We start from the raw sequence: 16,168 nt of genomic DNA, 5'->3' as shown, positions 1-16,168 counted from the left end.
GGTCCCGGCAGTCTTGCAGATCCGCGTCACGCGGCCGGCTTCGGGGAGGATCCCGGCGGTCCCGGACCGGAGCCGTGGGCCGCCGGGCGGTGGTGCCCTCCCGGGGGGTGTGCACGGTGGCGCGGACGCCGGTGCGGCCCACTCCTCCTGCCCGCACGGGGCGCACCTCGCAGTGACGCACACCACGTGAAGAGAGCGTGAGGATCATGCAACCTTTCCCCCGTTGACCTGGTCATGTCTGGCGACGCATCGGTCACTTCCTCTCAGAGGTACACATGAAGATTCGCCGTTCCCTCGCACTCGCCGCCGCGACGGCCGCCATAGCGCCGGCCGTGCTGCTTGCAGCTCCGGCCGCGTACGCGACGGACAACGGTCCGTCGTCCTCCGGCAGCCAGACGGCTCCCGCCCCGGCGGAGTCCACTTCCGCGGCGGACGACACCACCCCGGCCGCCGACGAGGCGAAGCCCGCCGAGGAGAAGACGTCGGCGGACGAGGAGAAGGAGCCGGCCGCCGAGGAGGAGGCGCCGGCGGACGAGGAGAAGGAGCCGGCCGCCGAGGAGAAGACGTCGGCGGACGAGGAGGAGGAGAAGGAGCCGGCGGACGACTCCGCCCCGGAGAGCGGGTCCACCACCTCGCCCTCGCCCTCGCCCTCCGCCACGAGCCCCGCCGGTCCGGCGGAGTGCAGCGACGAGGACATGAGGTTCGACGGCGACCTGCGCACCAGCCTCTCCGGCCTGCCCTCCACGATCGTGGCCGGCAGCGGCTTCCACGGCTTCACGCTGAACGTCGACAACAAGGCCGACCACGGCTACGAGCGCATCGACTTCGGCGTGTTCGCCGCACTGACCGACGAGAACGACTTCTTCGTCGACACCGGCAACCTCACCCTGCAGTACAAGGACCCGGCCACCGGCACCTGGACCGGCATCTCCCTCGACGAGGAGGACGAGCACGCCGGCTACCTCGGCTACACCGACATCAAGGCCCACGAGTCCTTCTCCGTCGACCTGCGCCTGAGCGTCGACAAGAAGGCCCCGGCCGGCCTCGGCTTCGCCATCAGCATCGGCATGTACGCCGACGACGAGGGCAACTGCGTCTACGCGGACGACGAGAGCTACTACGAGTTCGACATCCTGGCCGCCGGATCCACCCCCACCGACACCGGCGACGCCAAGCCGCAGGGCGGCAGCAAGCCGCTGCCGCAGAAGCCGACCGGCAACACCCCGATCGCCCCCGAGGGCCGACTCGCCGAGACCGGCTCCAGCTCGGCACTGCCGGCCATCGCCCTCGCGGGTGGCGCCGCCGTCGCCGTCGGCGTGGGCGCCACGTTCCTGGTGCGCCGCCGCGGCACGGCCCCCGGCACCGTCTGACACACACCGCACCGGGTCAGCGGCCGCGCCGGACCCCCGGGTTCCCCGGCGCGGCCCCTGACCGGCAGGGGCACCGCTTCCCCGGGTGGCGGCGGAGCCCCCGGGCCGGCCGGCACAGGGCGGGAGGAGGCCGAGGCCGCGAGCCACGCGGCCCGGGCCGCCTCCCGGTCCCGCCCCGGCCCCGGACCGGCGGCGTGTCCGGCACGGCCTACACTCCCCGGTCATGACACCCGTGCAGCCGGTGATCCGCCGGGCGGTCCCGGCCGATCTGGACGCCGTGGCCGCGATCTTCACGCACTACGTCCGCCATACCGTGGCCACCTTCGAGGAGAGCCCTCCACCGGTGGCCGACTGGCAGCGGCGCCTCGACGACCTGGCCCTCCGGGGGCTTCCCTTCCTGGTCGCGGAGCTGTCCGGCGAGGTCGTGGGCTACGCCTATGCCTCCCCGTGGCGTCCCAGGCCCGCCTATCGGCACACGGTCGAGAACTCGGTCTACCTCGCCCCCGGCCACACGGGACGGGGGATCGGCGGCGCCCTGCTGGAAGCCCTGCTGGCCGCCTGCGCCCGGACTCACGCACGACAGATGATCGCCGTCATCGCCGACACCGGGGACGGCGCCTCGGTCGCCCTGCACCGCCGTCTCGGCTTCGCCGACGCGGGCCGGCTGGCCGCCGTCGGCCACAAGCACGGCCGCTGGGTCGACACCCTCCTGATGCAGCGGACGCTCGGCCCCTCGGCCGCAGGCCCGGATGCGGCGGGGCGGACCGGCGCGCACCGGTGATCCGCGGAGCACGGGCCCGGAGCCACGCGTCCCGGGGCTGTCCGGGCACCCGGGCAGACCGGGCACCCGGGCAGACCGGGCACCCGGGCACGGGACGCGGCGGACCCGCGGTCGAGTCGCGGGACTCGGGCGGCCCCGCGTGCCCGGGGCCCTCAGTCCTGTTCCAGGCGGAAGGAGGCGGGCAGCACCTTCACACCGGGGAACACCGCCTCGACCAGGTACGTGCCGGGCCCGGCGGTGCCCGCCTCCGGGGTGGCGCACCGGTCGGAACTGCGGCGGAGGTCCCAGGTGACGGTGTGGGTGATCGTCCCGCCCGCCGGGACCCGCAGGAGCCGGGGCGGGGCGGTGCGGGGGCAGTCCTCGGAGGACCAGACGTCCTCGTCCTCGGCGTCGCTGACCGTGAGCACGGCGGCCTTGGGCCCGAAGTCGGCCTTGCAGTCCGCGGCCGAGGTGTTGGTCGCCACCAGTTCGAAGGAGGGCTTCTCGCCCGGCGCGTAGGAGACCTCGGTGGTGCGCAGTGTCAGCTTCAGGGCGGACGGGGCGCAGGAGGGGAGCGGGCTGCTCGCCGGGACCTGCTGGCCCGGGGCGTCCCCGGAGCCGCCCGTACCGCCGCCGGAGCCGTCCCCCGCGCCCGGGGTGCCGGGGCTTCCGGAGGCGTCCGGGCCCTCGCCACCCGCTCCTCCCCCGCTCCCGGAACCGCCGGAACCGCCGCCCGACTCGTCCCGTCCGCCCGGCTGTTGGCTGATCGCGGGCCCCGAGGGGTCGGGGCCCGCGGAGATGGTGGGGGCCGGTGTGGGGCCCTTGCCGTCGGCGGCGGTCTTCCCGCCCTCGTCCCCGCCGGAGGAGAACACCCAGGCGAGCAGGGCGACGAGCACGGCGACGAGGGCGAGCGCCACCACCCTCCGTCGCCAGTAGATGGAGGAGGGAAGCGGCCCGATCGGATTGCGCAGAGATCCCACGGGCGAAACTCTACGAGAGATCGGGCCCGTCTCCCGCCCCACCCGCCGCTCGTGCGTGAAGTTCTGCGGATGATAGTTCTCCTGATGATCATTCAGGAGCGCGGGGAGGGACACCGGGACGCCGCCGGTCCCGGGACCGCGACCCCGGGACCGGTGGCGCCGCGTGACCGCTCCGCGGGAGAGGGTACGGTCCGTGACCATGGACAGCAGCATCACCCGCGATCTCTACCGGGACATCGTCGACTTCGCCCATGCCACACCCCCCTGGGTCCAGCACTTCGCCGAACTCTTCACGGAACTGGGGCTGTTGCTCTTCGCCGTGCTCTTCCTGGCGGCCTGGTGGCGCTCGCGGACCCGGGACGAGGGCTCCATAGCCCTCGCCGTGCTCGCCCCGCTGGCGACCGCGGCCGGATACGTGGTGAGCGAGTCGTTCAAGTCCGTTGTGGACGAGGAGCGTCCGTGCCGGACCGTCACGGAGGCGGCGGCCTCGCTGGTGCCCTGCCCGCCCACCGGGGACTGGTCCTTCCCCAGCAACCACTCGGCCATCGCGGGCGCCGCGGCCCTGGCGCTGGCGCTGGCCTGGCCCCGGATCGCGCTGCTGACCGTGCCGCTGGCGGTGCTGATGGCCTTCTCCCGGGTGTTCGTCGGCGTCCACTACCCGCACGACGTGACGGTCGGCCTCGTGGTCGGCGCCCTGGTCGCGCTCGTCTTCGTCCTCGCACTGCGCCGTCCCGCGCAGGCGCTGCTGGGCACCATGCGCACGAGCCGCACGGGTGTGGTCCTCTGGTTCGCCGGGCCGGGCCGCGCCTCCTCCTGAGCCCCGGACGCGGGCGGACCCGGCGGCGCGGGCCCCTGCGGCTGCCCGCCGGGACGGGCGGCAGATCAGCGCCCCGCCGCCCGCATCCGGCGTCCGCCCGCCCGGACGTGCCAGGATCGTGACTGCCATGACTGCCACTCACGCCCACGCATCCCCGATCCCCGACTCCCCCCAGGACCCCGCCGCCCTGCACGGGCCCGTGATCGCCTGGTTCGAGCAGCACGCCCGCGACCTGCCCTGGCGCCGCCCGGAAGCGGGCGCCTGGGGGGTGATGGTCAGCGAGTTCATGCTCCAGCAGACCCCCGTCGCGCGGGTCCTGCCGGTGTACGAGCAGTGGCTGGCCCGCTGGCCGCGCCCCGCGGACCTGGCCGCCGAGGAGCCCGGCGAGGCCGTCCGGGCCTGGGGCCGCCTCGGCTACCCCCGCCGGGCCCTGCGCCTGCACGGCGCCGCCCAGGCCATAGCGGAACGCCACGGCGGGGAGGTCCCGAGCGACCACGCCCAGCTCATCGCCCTGCCCGGCATCGGCGAGTACACCGCGGCGGCCGTCGCCTCCTTCGCCTACGGCCAGCGCCATGCCGTGCTGGACACCAACGTGCGCCGCGTCCTCGCCCGAGCGGCGACCGGGGTGCAGTACCCGCCGAACGCGACCACGGCCGCCGAGCGCCGCCTGGCGCGGGCCCTGCTCCCCGAGGAGGAGACGACCGCCGCCCGCTGGGCCGCCGCCTCCATGGAGCTCGGCGCCCTCGTCTGCACGGCCCGCAACGAGGACTGCGGCCGCTGCCCGATCGCCGACCGCTGCGCCTGGCGGCTGGCCGGCAAACCGGCGCACGAGGGCCCGGCCCGCCGCGGGCAGTCCTACGCGGGCACCGACCGCCAGGTGCGGGGCCGGCTGCTCGCCGTGCTGCGCGAGGCGACCTCCCCGGTGCCGCAGTCCGTCCTGGACACGGTCTGGCACGAGCCCGTGCAGCGCGCCCGCGCCCTGGACGGGCTGGTCGCGGACGGACTGGTCGAGCCGCTGGACGGGGGCCGCTACCGGCTCCCCTCGGGGCGCCCGGCGGCCCGGTAGGCCGCCCGGGGCCGCCCGCCGGGCGCGCCGTGCGCGGCGCTCCTGCCGGGACCCGGCGGACCCCGGCGGGGCCCGATCCGAGCGGCCGCTCCCTCGTCCGCGACCAGGGCTGTTACACAACCGATGGGTGGCCGTGCGCCGACCGACGGCTGCCCCGCACAGCCCCGTGACAGACCCGCCGTAGCTTCTGTGGGGCACGGACGACGGGGCTTGACGGGGACACGGAGGCGGATCGGCATGGCGCACGGCGAGGTGCTCGGATTCGAGGAGTACGTACGCACGCGGCAGGAGGCCCTGCTGCGCAGTGCACGCCGTCTCGTACCCGACCCGGTGGACGCCCAGGACCTGCTGCAGACCGCGCTGGTCCGCACCTACGGCCGCTGGGACGGGATATCGGACAAGTCCCTGGCGGACGCCTACCTCCGCCGCGTCATGATCAACACCCGCACCGAGTGGTGGCGCGCCCGCAAGCTGGAGGAGGTCCCGACCGAGCAGCTGCCGGACGCCAGCGTGGAGGACGGCAGCCAGCAGCGCGCCGACCGCGCCCTGCTGCTGGACCTGCTCGACACCCTCGCCCCGAAGCAGCGCAGCGTCGTGGTGCTGCGGCACTGGGAGCAGATGAGCACCGAGGAGACCGCCGACGCCCTGGGCATGTCGCCGGGTACGGTGAAGAGCACGCTGCACCGGGCGCTCGCCAAGCTCCGCCAGGAGCTGGAGGCGCGGGACCGGGACGCCCGCGCCCTGGAGCGCGCGGAGACGCGGCGTATCCACCGGCAGGGCGGACGGGAGCGGGAGCGGTGCGCGGCCTGAGGGGCACGGACGGCGGGGCGGAGAGCGGGACCGGAGCGAGGAAGGCGGCCGGCGCGGTGGTGACCGCGCTGGTCGCCCTCGCCGTGCTGGCGGCGGGCTGCTCGGCCGGCGGCTCGGGGCTCCAGGACGAGGGCGAGGCGCCGGACGCGCCGGCGAAGGGCACGCCGTCGCCGGGGCCCTCCTCGGGCACGGGCCTGTTCGCCCAGGCGGTGGACGCGGCCGCGCTGCTGAAGGCCGACCCCGAGGTCAGCGACCGGGTCAAGGCCGATCTGCGGCCCTGCGCCGCGGACTCCTACCCGGTGGACACCTCCTACGGGATGCTGACCGGCGGCAGCTCCCCCGATGTCGTGGTCAACGTCATGACCTGCGGCGACGCGGTCGGCCTCGCCACCTATGTGTACCGTGCGGACGCAGGGCGCTACGAGAACGTCTTCGCCGTGGAGGAGCCCGCCGTGTACGCGGCCATCGACCGCGGCGACCTGGTGGTGACCAAGCAGGTGTACGCCTCGGGCGATCCGGTGGCGGAGCCCTCGGGCGAGGAGGTCACCACCTACCGCTGGTCGGCGGGGAAGTTCGCGCAGGAGTACTGGGTGCGCAACGAGTACAGCCGGTCCGTCGGCGGGGGCGAGGGCGTCGCCTCTGCGGAGACACCGGCCCCCGCAGAGGACTGACCGCCGTTCCGCCCGCGCACCGGGCGCGCGGAACCACCACGACACGGCGACCGGGCGGACCGGTCGGGAACGAGAGCTGACGGATGGCCGAGACCCATGTCCTGTTCGTCGAGGACGACGACGTCATCCGCGAGGCGACCCAGCTCGCCCTGGAGCGGGACGGCTTCGCGGTGACGGCCGTGCCGGACGGGCTCTCGGGGCTGGAGGCCTTCCGCGCCGACCGGCCCGACATCGCGCTGCTCGACGTGATGGTGCCGGGCCTGGACGGGGTGAGCCTGTGCCGCCGGATCCGCGACGAGTCGACCGTGCCCGTGATCATGCTCTCGGCCCGTGCCGACGCCATCGACGTGGTGCTCGGCCTGGAGGCAGGGGCGGACGACTACGTGACCAAGCCCTTCGACGGCGCCGTCCTCATGGCACGCATCCGGGCGGTGCTCCGCCGCTTCGGGCACGCCGCCGCCCTCGCCGCGGGGCAGGGGGACCAGGGCGGCCCGCTGGTGTTCGGTGAGCTGGAGGTCGACACCGAGGGCATGGAGGTGCGCCGCGGCGGTGCTCCCGTGGGGCTGACGCCCACCGAGATGCGGCTGCTGCTGGAGTTCTCCACCGCGCCCGGCACGGTGCTGTCGCGGGACCGGCTGCTGGAGCGCGTCTGGGACTACGGCTGGGGCGGCGACACACGCGTCGTCGACGTCCACGTGCAGCGGCTGCGCGCGAAGATCGGACAGGACCGCATCGAGACGGTCCGCGGTTTCGGCTACAAACTCCGAGCGTGAGCACCCGGCCCGTGATCCGTCCCGACCTGCGCACCGGCGTCCGGTGGAAGATCAGCGTCGCCATCGCGGCCGTCGGCGCGCTGATCGCGGTGGCGCTGAGCCTGGTGGTGCACAACGCTGCCCGGGTCTCGATGCTCGACAACGCCCGCGACGTCCAGATCGACCGGATCCTGCTCGCCCAGCGCTGGTACGAGTCGTCCAAGAACCGGGACCCGCGCTTCAACAGCAGGATCAACGACCCCGCGCTCCCCGCGGAGCTGCGCCGCCTGGTCCGGGACGGGCGGCGCGGCAGCTACGTCGACGACGCGGGGGACACCCCCGAGATCTGGGCCGCCGTGCCGCTGGCGGGCGGGGACGTGCTCTCCCTGCGGACCGAGTTCACCGGCCGCAGCGCGACCGTCCTGAAGGACCTCGACCGGGCGCTGATCATCGGTTCGGTGGCGGTGGTCTTCGGCGGCTCCGCGCTCGGGGTCCTGATCGGCGGCCAGCTCTCGCGCCGGCTGCGCAAGGCCGCCTCCGCCGCCCGCAACGTGGCGCGGGGGGACACCGGGGTACGGGTACGGGAGGCCATCGGCGGTATCGTCAGGGACGAGACCGACGACCTGGCGCGGGCGGTGGACTCGCTGACCGACGCGCTCCAGGCGCGCATCGACGCGGAGCGCCGGGTGACCGCGGACATCGCCCATGAGCTGCGCACTCCGGTCACCGGACTGGTCACGGCGGCGGAGCTGCTGCCGCCCGGGCGCCCCAGCGAGCTGGTGCGGGACCGGGCGCAGGCGCTGCGCACGCTGGTGGAGGACGTGCTGGAGGTCGCCCGGCTGGACGGCGCGTCGGAGCGGGCGGAGCTCCAGGAGATCCTGCTCGGCGAGTTCACCGCCCGCCGGGTGGCCGCCCTGCATCCGGACGCGGTGGTGCGGGTGGTCCACGAGTCGTGGGTGTCCACCGACCCGCGCCGCCTGGAGCGGATCATCGGCAATCTGGTGACCAATGCCGTGAAGTACGGCGGGGACCCGGTGGAGGTCACGGTGGAGGGCCGGGTGGTCCGGGTGCGCGACCACGGTCCGGGGTTCCCCCCGGCGCTGCTGCGCGAGGGCCCGAGCCGCTTCCGCACCGGGGCGCGGGACCGCGCGGGGACCGGGCACGGGCTCGGGCTGACCATCGCGGCGGGCCAGGCGCGGGTCCTCGGGGCGCGGCTGACCTTCCGCAACGCCGCGCCGGAGGGGGTCTCGCCGCACGGCGAGGCGGGCGGGGCGGTCGCGGTGCTGTGGCTGCCGGAACATGCGCCGACGGTCACGGGCAGCTTCCCGCTCCCGGTGGTCCCGGAGGAGCCCCGGCGACGCCGGCGGCGGCCCTGGAACCGGGGGTGAGGCCGGTTCCGGGGCCGCCGGGGTCCCGGTGCGGTGACCGGGCGGGGTGCGCCGGGGGCTGCGTCGCGCGGTGCGTCAGATGGTGACGCCGACGGAGCGCAGGAAGTTGGCCGGGTTCAGCGCCGAGCCGTAGTTCGGGGTGGTGCGGATCTCGAAGTGCAGGTGCGGACCGGAGGAGTTGCCGGTGTTGCCGGACTTGGCGATCGTCTGGCCGGTCTTGACCTTGGAGCCGATCTTCACGTTGATCTTCGACAGGTGGGCGTACTGCGAGTACTTGCCGTTGGCGTGCTTGATCACGACGGCGTTGCCGTAGGCGGGGCCGTCGCCGCCGCCGTTGGGGCCGGCCTTGACGACGGTGCCGGCGTGGGCGGCCTTGACCGGGGTGCCGACCGGGACGGCGAAGTCCTGGCCGGAGTGCTTGCTGGCCCACATCGAGCCGCCCTGGGCGAAGCTCGCGGTCAGCGTGTACTTGGCGACCGGCTTGACCCAGGATGCCTTCTTCGCGGCGGCCTTCTTCTTGGCGGCGGCCTTGGCGGCCGCGGCCTTGGCGGCGGCGCTGGCCTGGGCCTCGGCCTGGGCGGCCACGGCGGAGGCGGCGTTCGCGGCGAGGGGCTTGACCGCCGTGCCCGCGTCTGCGGAGGCGACACCCGCACCGGCTCCGACGACCATCACGGCGCCCATTCCGGCGGCCACGACGGCACCACGGGTACGGAGCACGGACGGGCGGAGACGGTGGATCATGGTGCGCTTCGACATACGGGAAACCTCCGGGCATGTATGGACCCGGCGTGCTCGCCGGGCTGGCCCCACCTTGGTAACCCGGCCCCCCAAGTCACCCCAAATGCCTCAACTACGACATCAGATCGTAGAGAGGGCGAGGGAAATCGGACTCTTGACGGACCGGACACCCCTCGCGCGAACCCCCGAAGAACGGGCCGGGATGTCCGGATTGGATCAGGTTTAACCGCATGTCGGGGCCCAGCAGCGGCGCCGTCGGCCCGGACGCCCGCCGGGTACGGCACCCGGGACCCGCGAGGCCCGCACCGCCGGAGGCCCGACCCCCCGGAGGAGCACCGGAGTGGCGCACTATTCCATCTAGTAGGTCCGTTTCGTCCTGTGCGCCTTGTCACGGGCGAAGCGCCCCACGGGGGGCGAAAAGGTGACCCGGGCCACGCGGAACCGCTGTTCGGGTGAGGCCAACGCGCGCCCGTTTTGCACGATTTGGTAGTGACCGGCGCCACATGGCGCAACGCCCCGCGGCATGCTTCCGCGGCAGGGAGGTGTACGGGATCCTCCGGTGCCATGAGCAGACCCCCCGAACCCGCGCGCCACCGCCCCTCCGCCCTGCGCCGCGCCGGGGCCCTGGCCGCCGTCGCGGCCCTCGCCTGCACCCTCCTCGCCTGGGGCCCGCCCGCCGGTGCGGGCCCCTCCGGAACCGGGCTCAAGGGCGCCCTGGACGAGATCCTCACCGACCCCCGCCTCGACGGGGGCTCCGTGAGCGTCGTCGTCGCCGATGCCGCCACCGGCGAGCGCCTCTACCGGCGCGACGCGGGGGACCGGCTGATGCCCGCCTCCACCACCAAGATCTCCACGTCGCTCGCCGCCATGGCCCTGCTCGGGCCGGACCACCGCTGGACCACCCGGGTGCTGGCGAGCGGCCGCCGCCACGGCTCGACCCTGCACGGGGACCTGTACCTGCGGGGCGACGGCGACCCGACGATGCTGGCCGCGGACTACGAGCGGCTGGCCGCGGACGTGGCCGCCGCCGGTATCCGCCGTGTGACGGGCCGGATCGTCGCGGACGACACCGCCTTCGACAGCGCCCGGCTGGGCCGCTCCTGGGCGGCCGAGGACGAGTCCGCGTACTACTCCGCGCAGATCTCCGCCCTGACGCTGGCCCCCGACACCGACTACGACGCCGGCACCGTGCTGGTGGAGGCCCGTCCCGGCGCACGTCCCGGAGACCCGCCGCAGGTCACCCTGACGCCGCCCACCGGGCATGTGCGCCTCGACGTCACGGGCCGCACGGTCGGCGAGGGCGGGGCCGACACCCTCGCCGTCGACCGGCCGCACGGCGGCGGCACGATCACGGTGACGGGCACGATCCCCGTCGGGGCGCCCGCCACGAAGGAGTGGATCGCGGTCTGGGACCCGACCGGCTACGCGGCCTCCGTCTTCGCGGAGTCCCTCGCCGGGCACGGCGTGCGCGTCCGGGGCACGACCCGGACCGGGCCCACCCCGCCCGGCGCACGGGTGCTCGCCTCCCACCGCTCCATGCCGCTGTCGCGGGTGATGCACCCGTTCATGAAGCTGTCGAACAACATGCACGCCGAGGCCCTGGTGAAGACGATCGGCCGCGTCCGGGCGGGCGAGGGGAGCTGGGCGGCCGGGCTCTCCGAGGTGCGGGCCCACCTCGCGGAGCGGGGCGTCCGCACCGCCACGGTGCGCCAGGCCGACGGCTCGGGCCTGTCCCGGATGAACCTCTTCCCCGCCGAGGAGCTCACGACCCTGCTCCTCGCGGTGCGCGACGCCCCCTGGTACGCGCAGTGGTCGGCCTCCCTGCCTGTGGCCTGCGCACCCGACCGGGCCGTGGGCGGGACGCTGCGCTCGCGGATGTGCGGGACACCGGCCGCGCTCAACGCCCGGGCCAAGACCGGCTCGCTGACCGGCGCCTCCGCCCTGTCCGGCACGGTCACCGACGCCGGGGGGCGGGAGCTGGTGTTCAGCATCCTGCTCAACGACTACCTGGCGCCCTCCGTGAAGAGCGTGGAGGACGCGATCGTGGTCGCACTCGCCTCCTCGGACACGGAAGCCGGTCGTATCGAGGCGGTCCGCCCGTCCGCCGCGCGCCAGGGCGGCGCCGAGGCCGGGCTGGAGTGCTCCTGGCGCAAACCGGCCTCCTGCTGAGTGGGGCCCCCGGACATGCGGGAGGGCCTGGCCCGGAAGACCCCTCAAGGGGGGGCTTCCGGGCCAGGCCCTCCGACCGCTGTCAGGCGTGCCCTGGCGGGCCGCTCACGCGTCCTTGGAGAGGTTCGGCCCGCTGCCGCCGGCCGCCTGCTCGATCGGCGGGACGTCCGGCAGGGCCGACTTCTCCTCGCCGCGGAAGGTGAACTTCTTCTCCTCGCCCTCGCCCTCGGTGTCCACGACCACGATGTGACCGGGGCGCAGCTCGCCGAAGAGGATCTTCTCCGAGAGCACGTCCTCGATCTCGCGCTGGATCGTCCGGCGCAGCGGCCGGGCGCCCAGGACCGGGTCGTAGCCCCGCTTGGCGAGCAGCTGCTTGGCCGAGGAGCTGAGCTCGATGCCCATGTCCCGGTCCTTCAGGCGCTCGTCGACCTTGGCGATCATCAGGTCGACGATCTGGATGATGTCCTCCTGCGAGAGCTGGTGGAACACCACGGTGTCGTCGACACGGTTGAGGAACTCCGGCCGGAAGTGCTGCTTGAGCTCCTCGTTGACCTTCGCCTTCATCCGCTCGTAGCCGGTCTTGACGTCGCCCTGGGCGGCGAAGCCCAGGTTGAAGCCCTTGGAGATGTCCCGGGTCCCGAGGTTGGTCGTCATGATGATGACCGTGTTCTTGAAGTCCACGACCCGGCCCTGGGAGTCGGTCAGCCGACCGTCCTCCAGGATCTGGAGCAGGGAGTTGAAGATATCGGGGTGGGCCTTCTCGACCTCGTCGAAGAGGACGACGGAGAACGGCTTGCGGCGCACCTTCTCGGTGAGCTGGCCGCCCTCCTCGTAACCCACGTAACCGGGGGGCGAACCGAAGAGGCGGGAAACCGTGTGCTTCTCGCTGAACTCCGACATGTCGAGGGAGATCAGCGCGTCCTCGTCGCCGAAGAGGAATTCGGCGAGCGTCTTGGAGAGCTCGGTCTTACCGACACCCGAGGGGCCGGCGAAGATGAACGAGCCGCCGGGGCGCTTCGGGTCCTTCAGGCCGGCCCGCGTACGGCGGATGGCCTGCGAGAGCGCCTTGATGGCGTCCTTCTGCCCGATGACCCGCTTGTGGAGCTCGTCCTCCATGCGCAGCAGACGCGAGGACTCCTCCTCGGTCAGCTTGAAGACCGGGATGCCGGTGGCCGTGGCGAGGACCTCGGCGATCAGCTCGCCGTCGACCTCGGCGACGACGTCCATGTCGCCGGCCTTCCACTCCTTCTCCCGCTTGGCCTTCGCCGCCAGCAGCTGCTTCTCCTTGTCGCGGAGGGAAGCCGCCTTCTCGAAGTCCTGGGAGTCGATCGCGGACTCCTTGTCCCGGCGGACGCCGGCGATCTTCTCGTCGAACTCGCGGAGGTCCGGCGGCGCGGTCATCCGGCGGATGCGCATGCGCGAGCCGGCCTCGTCGATGAGGTCGATCGCCTTGTCCGGCAGGAAGCGGTCCGAGATGTACCGGTCGGCCAGCGTGGCGGCCTGGACAAGCGCCTCGTCCGTGATGGAGACCCGGTGGTGGGCCTCGTAGCGGTCGCGCAGGCCCTTGAGGATCTCGATGGTGTGCGGGAGCGAGGGCTCCGCGACCTGGATCGGCTGGAAGCGGCGCTCGAGGGCCGCGTCCTTCTCCAGGTGCTTGCGGTACTCGTCCAGCGTGGTGGCGCCGATGGTCTGGAGCTCACCGCGGGCCAGCATCGGCTTGAGGATGCTGGCGGCGTCGATCGCGCCCTCGGCGGCACCCGCACCCACCAGGGTGTGGAGCTCGTCGATGAACAGGATGATGTCGCCGCGGGTGCGGATCTCCTTGAGGACCTTCTTCAGGCGCTCCTCGAAGTCACCGCGGTAGCGGGAGCCGGCGACCAGGGCGCCCAGGTCGAGGGTGTAGAGGTGCTTGTCCTTGAGGGTCTCGGGCACCTCGCCCTTGACGATGGCCTGCGCCAGACCCTCGACGACCGCCGTCTTGCCGACGCCGGGCTCGCCGATGAGCACGGGGTTGTTCTTGGTGCGGCGGGACAGCACCTGCATGACCCGCTCGATCTCCTTCTCGCGCCCGATGACCGGGTCGAGCTTGGACTCGCGGGCCGCCTGGGTGAGGTTCCGGCCGAACTGGTCGAGGACGAGGGAGGTCGAGGGCGTGCCCTCGGCCGGGCCGCCCGCGGTGGCGGCCTCCTTGCCCTGGTACCCGGAGAGCAGCTGGATGACCTGCTGCCGCACCCGGTTGAGATCGGCGCCCAGCTTCACGAGGACCTGGGCGGCCACGCCCTCGCCCTCGCGGATCAGGCCGAGCAGGATGTGCTCGGTGCCGATGTAGTTGTGGCCCAGCTGGAGGGCCTCCCGGAGCGACAGCTCCAGGACCTTCTTGGCACGGGGCGTGAAGGGGATGTGCCCGGACGGGGCCTGCTGGCCCTGGCCGATGATCTCCTCCACCTGCTGGCGGACCGCCTCGAGCGAAATCCCGAGGCTCTCCAGGGCCTTAGCGGCGACACCCTCACCCTCGTGGATAAGGCCCAGGAGGATGTGCTCGGTGCCGATGTAGTTGTGGTTGAGCATCCGGGCTTCTTCCTGAGCCAGGACGACAACCCGCCGCGCGCGGTCGGTGAACCTCTCGAACATCGTTAATCGCTCCTCAGAGCGGTCAGGCAGTAAGGGGTCGGTCCCCTCCCTGTCCTTCCGCAGCTTAGTCCCGCAAGCGGGGACCGCTCATTCCAACTGCCGACACCCGTCTGTGGCCTCCTGACCCCTGAACGCCGACAACTGCTCCAACCCGATGGTGCGAGACGATGTTCCCGCAGGCCAGGCACATACGCCCTCCACCACTACGCCGATGGCGAACGTGGGACGGCCCGGCGAGCGTGTCGCCCCTCCCCACTAGGAATGTCTTACCCGCCGCCACCGACAGTCCATGCGGCGCACCCCCGTTCCCTCAGCTACGGGCGAACAACCTTGCGCCGTTCACCCTCCGCGGACCCCGCCCGATCCGCCACACTGTGCGATGCCGCACACACCCTGTGTGACGTCTCGGAGGGTCGAGGAGTTCCCGGATCATGGCCGCAACCGTCCCGCCCGCCGTCCCGCACCCCCGCGCGTCCGCCGAGGACGTCCCGGAGGGAGCGGTGGGCTGGTACCGCACGGCGCTCGGCTGGGACGCCGTGGCCGGACCACCCGTCCAGCTGCTGACCGGCGCCGCCTTCGACGTCCTGGAGCTGCCGCTCGACGCCGGAGCCGCGCTGCTCGCCCGCGGGCCCGCGACGGGGCCCGCCGCCGCGGCCGGGGACCGGATGCGGCTGCTGACGGCCGCCGGGACGGCGGACGAGCTGCCGTCCCTGCTGGAGTGGCTGGACTGGAGCGGGGTGGACCTGGACCTCGCCGCCGTGGGGGCGGGCGGGCGGATCACCGCTCCACCGCCGCCCGGGCAGGGCGCCCACGGGGAGCACCGCTGGCTGCGCCCGCCCACGGCAGGGCACCGGACGCGGCTCCCGGCCCTCAGCGGACTCGGGGGCAGGGCGGACGCCCCCGACCTGGTCCGGCTGGTGGCCGCGGCGGCGGCCGAGTGCCACCGGGTCCGGCTGCTGCGCGCGGTGCGCGCCCGTGCCGGAGGGACCGGTGTTCAGCCGTTGGCCTTCTCGTAGGCCTCGCGCACGGCGGCGGGGACACGGCCGCGGTCGTTGACCTCGTAGCCGTTCGCCTTCGCCCATGCGCGGATTTCCGCGGTGTCCTTGTTGCCACCCGCCGCCGCACGGCCCTTGCCCCGGCCCGCCGCGGCGCGACCGCCGGTTCGCCGGCCGTTCTTCGCGTAAGGCTCCAGCAGTGTCCGGAGCTTGTCGGCATTGGCGGTGGTGAGGTCGATCTCGTAGGTCTTGCCGTCCAGAGCGAACGTCACCGTCTCGTCCGCCTCGCCGCCGTCGAGGTCGTCGACAAGAAGGACCTGAACCTTCTGCGCCACCGGATTTCCTTTCATCGAAAAATGCAGTACGCGGAAAGGAAACCGCTTTTCCGTGGAAAACACAAACCCTCGGCCGAGGTTCAGAACCACGAGAACGCGGGAAACGTACGCGATTCGGACATAGGGTTCGCTGCTTCCCTCCGGCCCATGCTGCCCTCACAGGTGCAGAAGCATGCGGCTGTTGCCCAGGGTGTTCGGCTTCACTCGTTCGAGCCCCAGGAACTCCGCGACGCCCTCGTCATAGGAACGCAGCAGCTCGGCGTAGACATCGGTGTCGACGGGGGTCTGGGACTCCCCGATCTCGACGAAGCCGTGCTTCCCGAAGAAGTCCACCTCGAAGGTCAGGCAGAATACGCGGCGCACCCCCAGCCAGCGTGCCGTCTGCAGGAGCTTGCCGAGCACCTGGTGGCCGACGCCGTGCCCCCGGAACTCCGGGTCGACCGCGAGGGTGCGGACTTCGGCGAGGTCCTCCCACATGACGTGCAGCGCGCCGCAGCCCACCACCTTCGCGTCCTCGTCGCGTTCCGCGACCCAGAACTCCTGGATGGCCTCGTAAAGAGTGACCGTCGCTTTGTCGAGCAGGATGCCTTCACTCACGTACGGATCGACCAGTCGCCGCACGTCGGGGACATCGCCGGTCCTGGCCCGCCGGATGGTGACGGCATTTGCTGCGGCATAAGGCATGG

General features: G+C 73.2%; 15 protein-coding genes. 10 read left to right on the top strand and 5 right to left on the bottom strand.

Annotated elements, in window-relative coordinates; translation table 11 throughout:
- The first annotated feature begins 275 nt into the window (after positions 1-275).
- Together NPS70_RS24795 and NPS70_RS24790 are read left to right on the top strand one after the other, a co-directional pair.
- Positions 276-1,370: a hypothetical protein gene (locus NPS70_RS24795; RefSeq protein WP_256526624.1), complete on the top strand. Its 1,095-nt coding sequence runs from the start codon at positions 276-278 to the stop codon at positions 1,368-1,370.
- 223 nt (positions 1,371-1,593) lie between these two features.
- A complete protein-coding gene (locus tag NPS70_RS24790) occupies positions 1,594-2,151 on the top strand; it encodes a GNAT family N-acetyltransferase (protein WP_256526623.1) in 558 nt (185 codons plus the stop codon).
- Between the two features lie 152 nt (positions 2,152-2,303).
- Here NPS70_RS24790 and NPS70_RS24785 read toward each other — a convergent pair whose 3' ends face one another.
- On the bottom strand, positions 2,304-3,110 hold the full coding sequence (locus NPS70_RS24785) for a hypothetical protein (RefSeq protein WP_256526622.1): 807 nt from the start codon (positions 3,108-3,110) through the stop codon (positions 2,304-2,306).
- A gap of 199 nt (positions 3,111-3,309) precedes the next feature.
- Here NPS70_RS24785 and NPS70_RS24780 point away from each other — a divergent pair, with 199 nt between their 5' ends.
- The 6 genes from NPS70_RS24780 to cseC all read left to right on the top strand — a co-directional run bounded on the left by NPS70_RS24780 (position 3,310) and on the right by cseC (position 8,614).
- Positions 3,310-3,927, top strand: a complete 618-nt coding sequence (locus NPS70_RS24780; protein ID WP_256526621.1) for a phosphatase PAP2 family protein — start codon at positions 3,310-3,312, stop codon at positions 3,925-3,927.
- A gap of 127 nt (positions 3,928-4,054) precedes the next feature.
- On the top strand, positions 4,055-4,993 hold the full coding sequence (locus NPS70_RS24775; RefSeq protein ID WP_256526620.1) for an A/G-specific adenine glycosylase: 939 nt from the start codon (positions 4,055-4,057) through the stop codon (positions 4,991-4,993).
- Between the two features lie 237 nt (positions 4,994-5,230).
- A complete protein-coding gene (locus tag NPS70_RS24770) occupies positions 5,231-5,803 on the top strand; it encodes a SigE family RNA polymerase sigma factor (RefSeq protein ID WP_256526619.1) in 573 nt (190 codons plus the stop codon).
- Positions 5,791-6,474 (top strand): hypothetical protein, encoded by a 684-nt coding sequence (locus NPS70_RS24765; protein WP_256526618.1) that lies wholly within the window; start codon positions 5,791-5,793, stop codon positions 6,472-6,474. The genes NPS70_RS24770 and NPS70_RS24765 overlap by 13 nt, the downstream gene beginning before the upstream one ends.
- An 83-nt stretch (positions 6,475-6,557) precedes the next feature.
- Complete coding sequence (gene cseB / locus NPS70_RS24760; RefSeq protein WP_256526616.1) at positions 6,558-7,247, top strand: two-component system response regulator CseB; 690 nt, start codon at positions 6,558-6,560, stop codon at positions 7,245-7,247.
- Positions 7,248-7,258: 11 nt separating this feature from the next.
- Positions 7,259-8,614 carry a two-component system sensor histidine kinase CseC gene (gene cseC, locus NPS70_RS24755; RefSeq protein ID WP_256526666.1) on the top strand — a complete coding sequence of 452 codons (1,356 nt, stop codon included), beginning with the start codon at positions 7,259-7,261 and terminating at the stop codon, positions 8,612-8,614.
- Between the two features lie 75 nt (positions 8,615-8,689).
- Here cseC and NPS70_RS24750 read toward each other — a convergent pair whose 3' ends face one another.
- Positions 8,690-9,370 (bottom strand): M23 family metallopeptidase, encoded by a 681-nt coding sequence (locus tag NPS70_RS24750; protein ID WP_256526615.1) that lies wholly within the window; start codon positions 9,368-9,370, stop codon positions 8,690-8,692.
- A gap of 546 nt (positions 9,371-9,916) precedes the next feature.
- Between NPS70_RS24750 and dacB the strand changes: the two genes are divergently transcribed.
- A complete protein-coding gene (gene dacB, locus NPS70_RS24745) occupies positions 9,917-11,521 on the top strand; it encodes a D-alanyl-D-alanine carboxypeptidase/D-alanyl-D-alanine-endopeptidase (RefSeq protein ID WP_256526614.1) in 1,605 nt (534 codons plus the stop codon).
- A gap of 105 nt (positions 11,522-11,626) precedes the next feature.
- On the opposite strand, the gene NPS70_RS24740 is transcribed toward dacB, so the two are convergent.
- Positions 11,627-14,152 carry an ATP-dependent Clp protease ATP-binding subunit gene (locus NPS70_RS24740; RefSeq protein WP_256526613.1) on the bottom strand — a complete coding sequence of 842 codons (2,526 nt, stop codon included), beginning with the start codon at positions 14,150-14,152 and terminating at the stop codon, positions 11,627-11,629.
- Between the two features lie 431 nt (positions 14,153-14,583).
- Here NPS70_RS24740 and NPS70_RS24735 point away from each other — a divergent pair, with 431 nt between their 5' ends.
- Positions 14,584-15,168, top strand: coding sequence for an SCO3374 family protein (locus tag NPS70_RS24735; RefSeq protein WP_256526612.1), 585 nt, complete (start codon positions 14,584-14,586; stop codon positions 15,166-15,168).
- On the opposite strand, the gene NPS70_RS24730 is transcribed toward NPS70_RS24735, so the two are convergent.
- Together NPS70_RS24730 and NPS70_RS24725 are read right to left on the bottom strand one after the other, a co-directional pair.
- On the bottom strand, positions 15,147-15,482 hold the full coding sequence (locus NPS70_RS24730; protein WP_256526665.1) for an Lsr2 family protein: 336 nt from the start codon (positions 15,480-15,482) through the stop codon (positions 15,147-15,149). The two genes, NPS70_RS24735 and NPS70_RS24730, sit on opposite strands and share 22 nt — an antisense overlap.
- Positions 15,483-15,638: 156 nt before the next feature.
- Complete coding sequence (locus tag NPS70_RS24725; RefSeq protein ID WP_256526611.1) at positions 15,639-16,166, bottom strand: amino-acid N-acetyltransferase; 528 nt, start codon at positions 16,164-16,166, stop codon at positions 15,639-15,641.
- Between the last annotated feature and the right edge of the window lie 2 nt (positions 16,167-16,168).

The sequence above is a fragment of the Streptomyces sp. C10-9-1 genome (assembly GCF_024497955.1).
In the GTDB taxonomy this organism is placed as follows: Bacteria; Actinomycetota; Actinomycetes; order Streptomycetales; family Streptomycetaceae; genus Streptomyces; species Streptomyces sanyensis.
The sequence above is the reverse complement of the archived record's forward strand: the minus strand, read 5'-3'. Positions and strand labels throughout refer to the sequence as shown.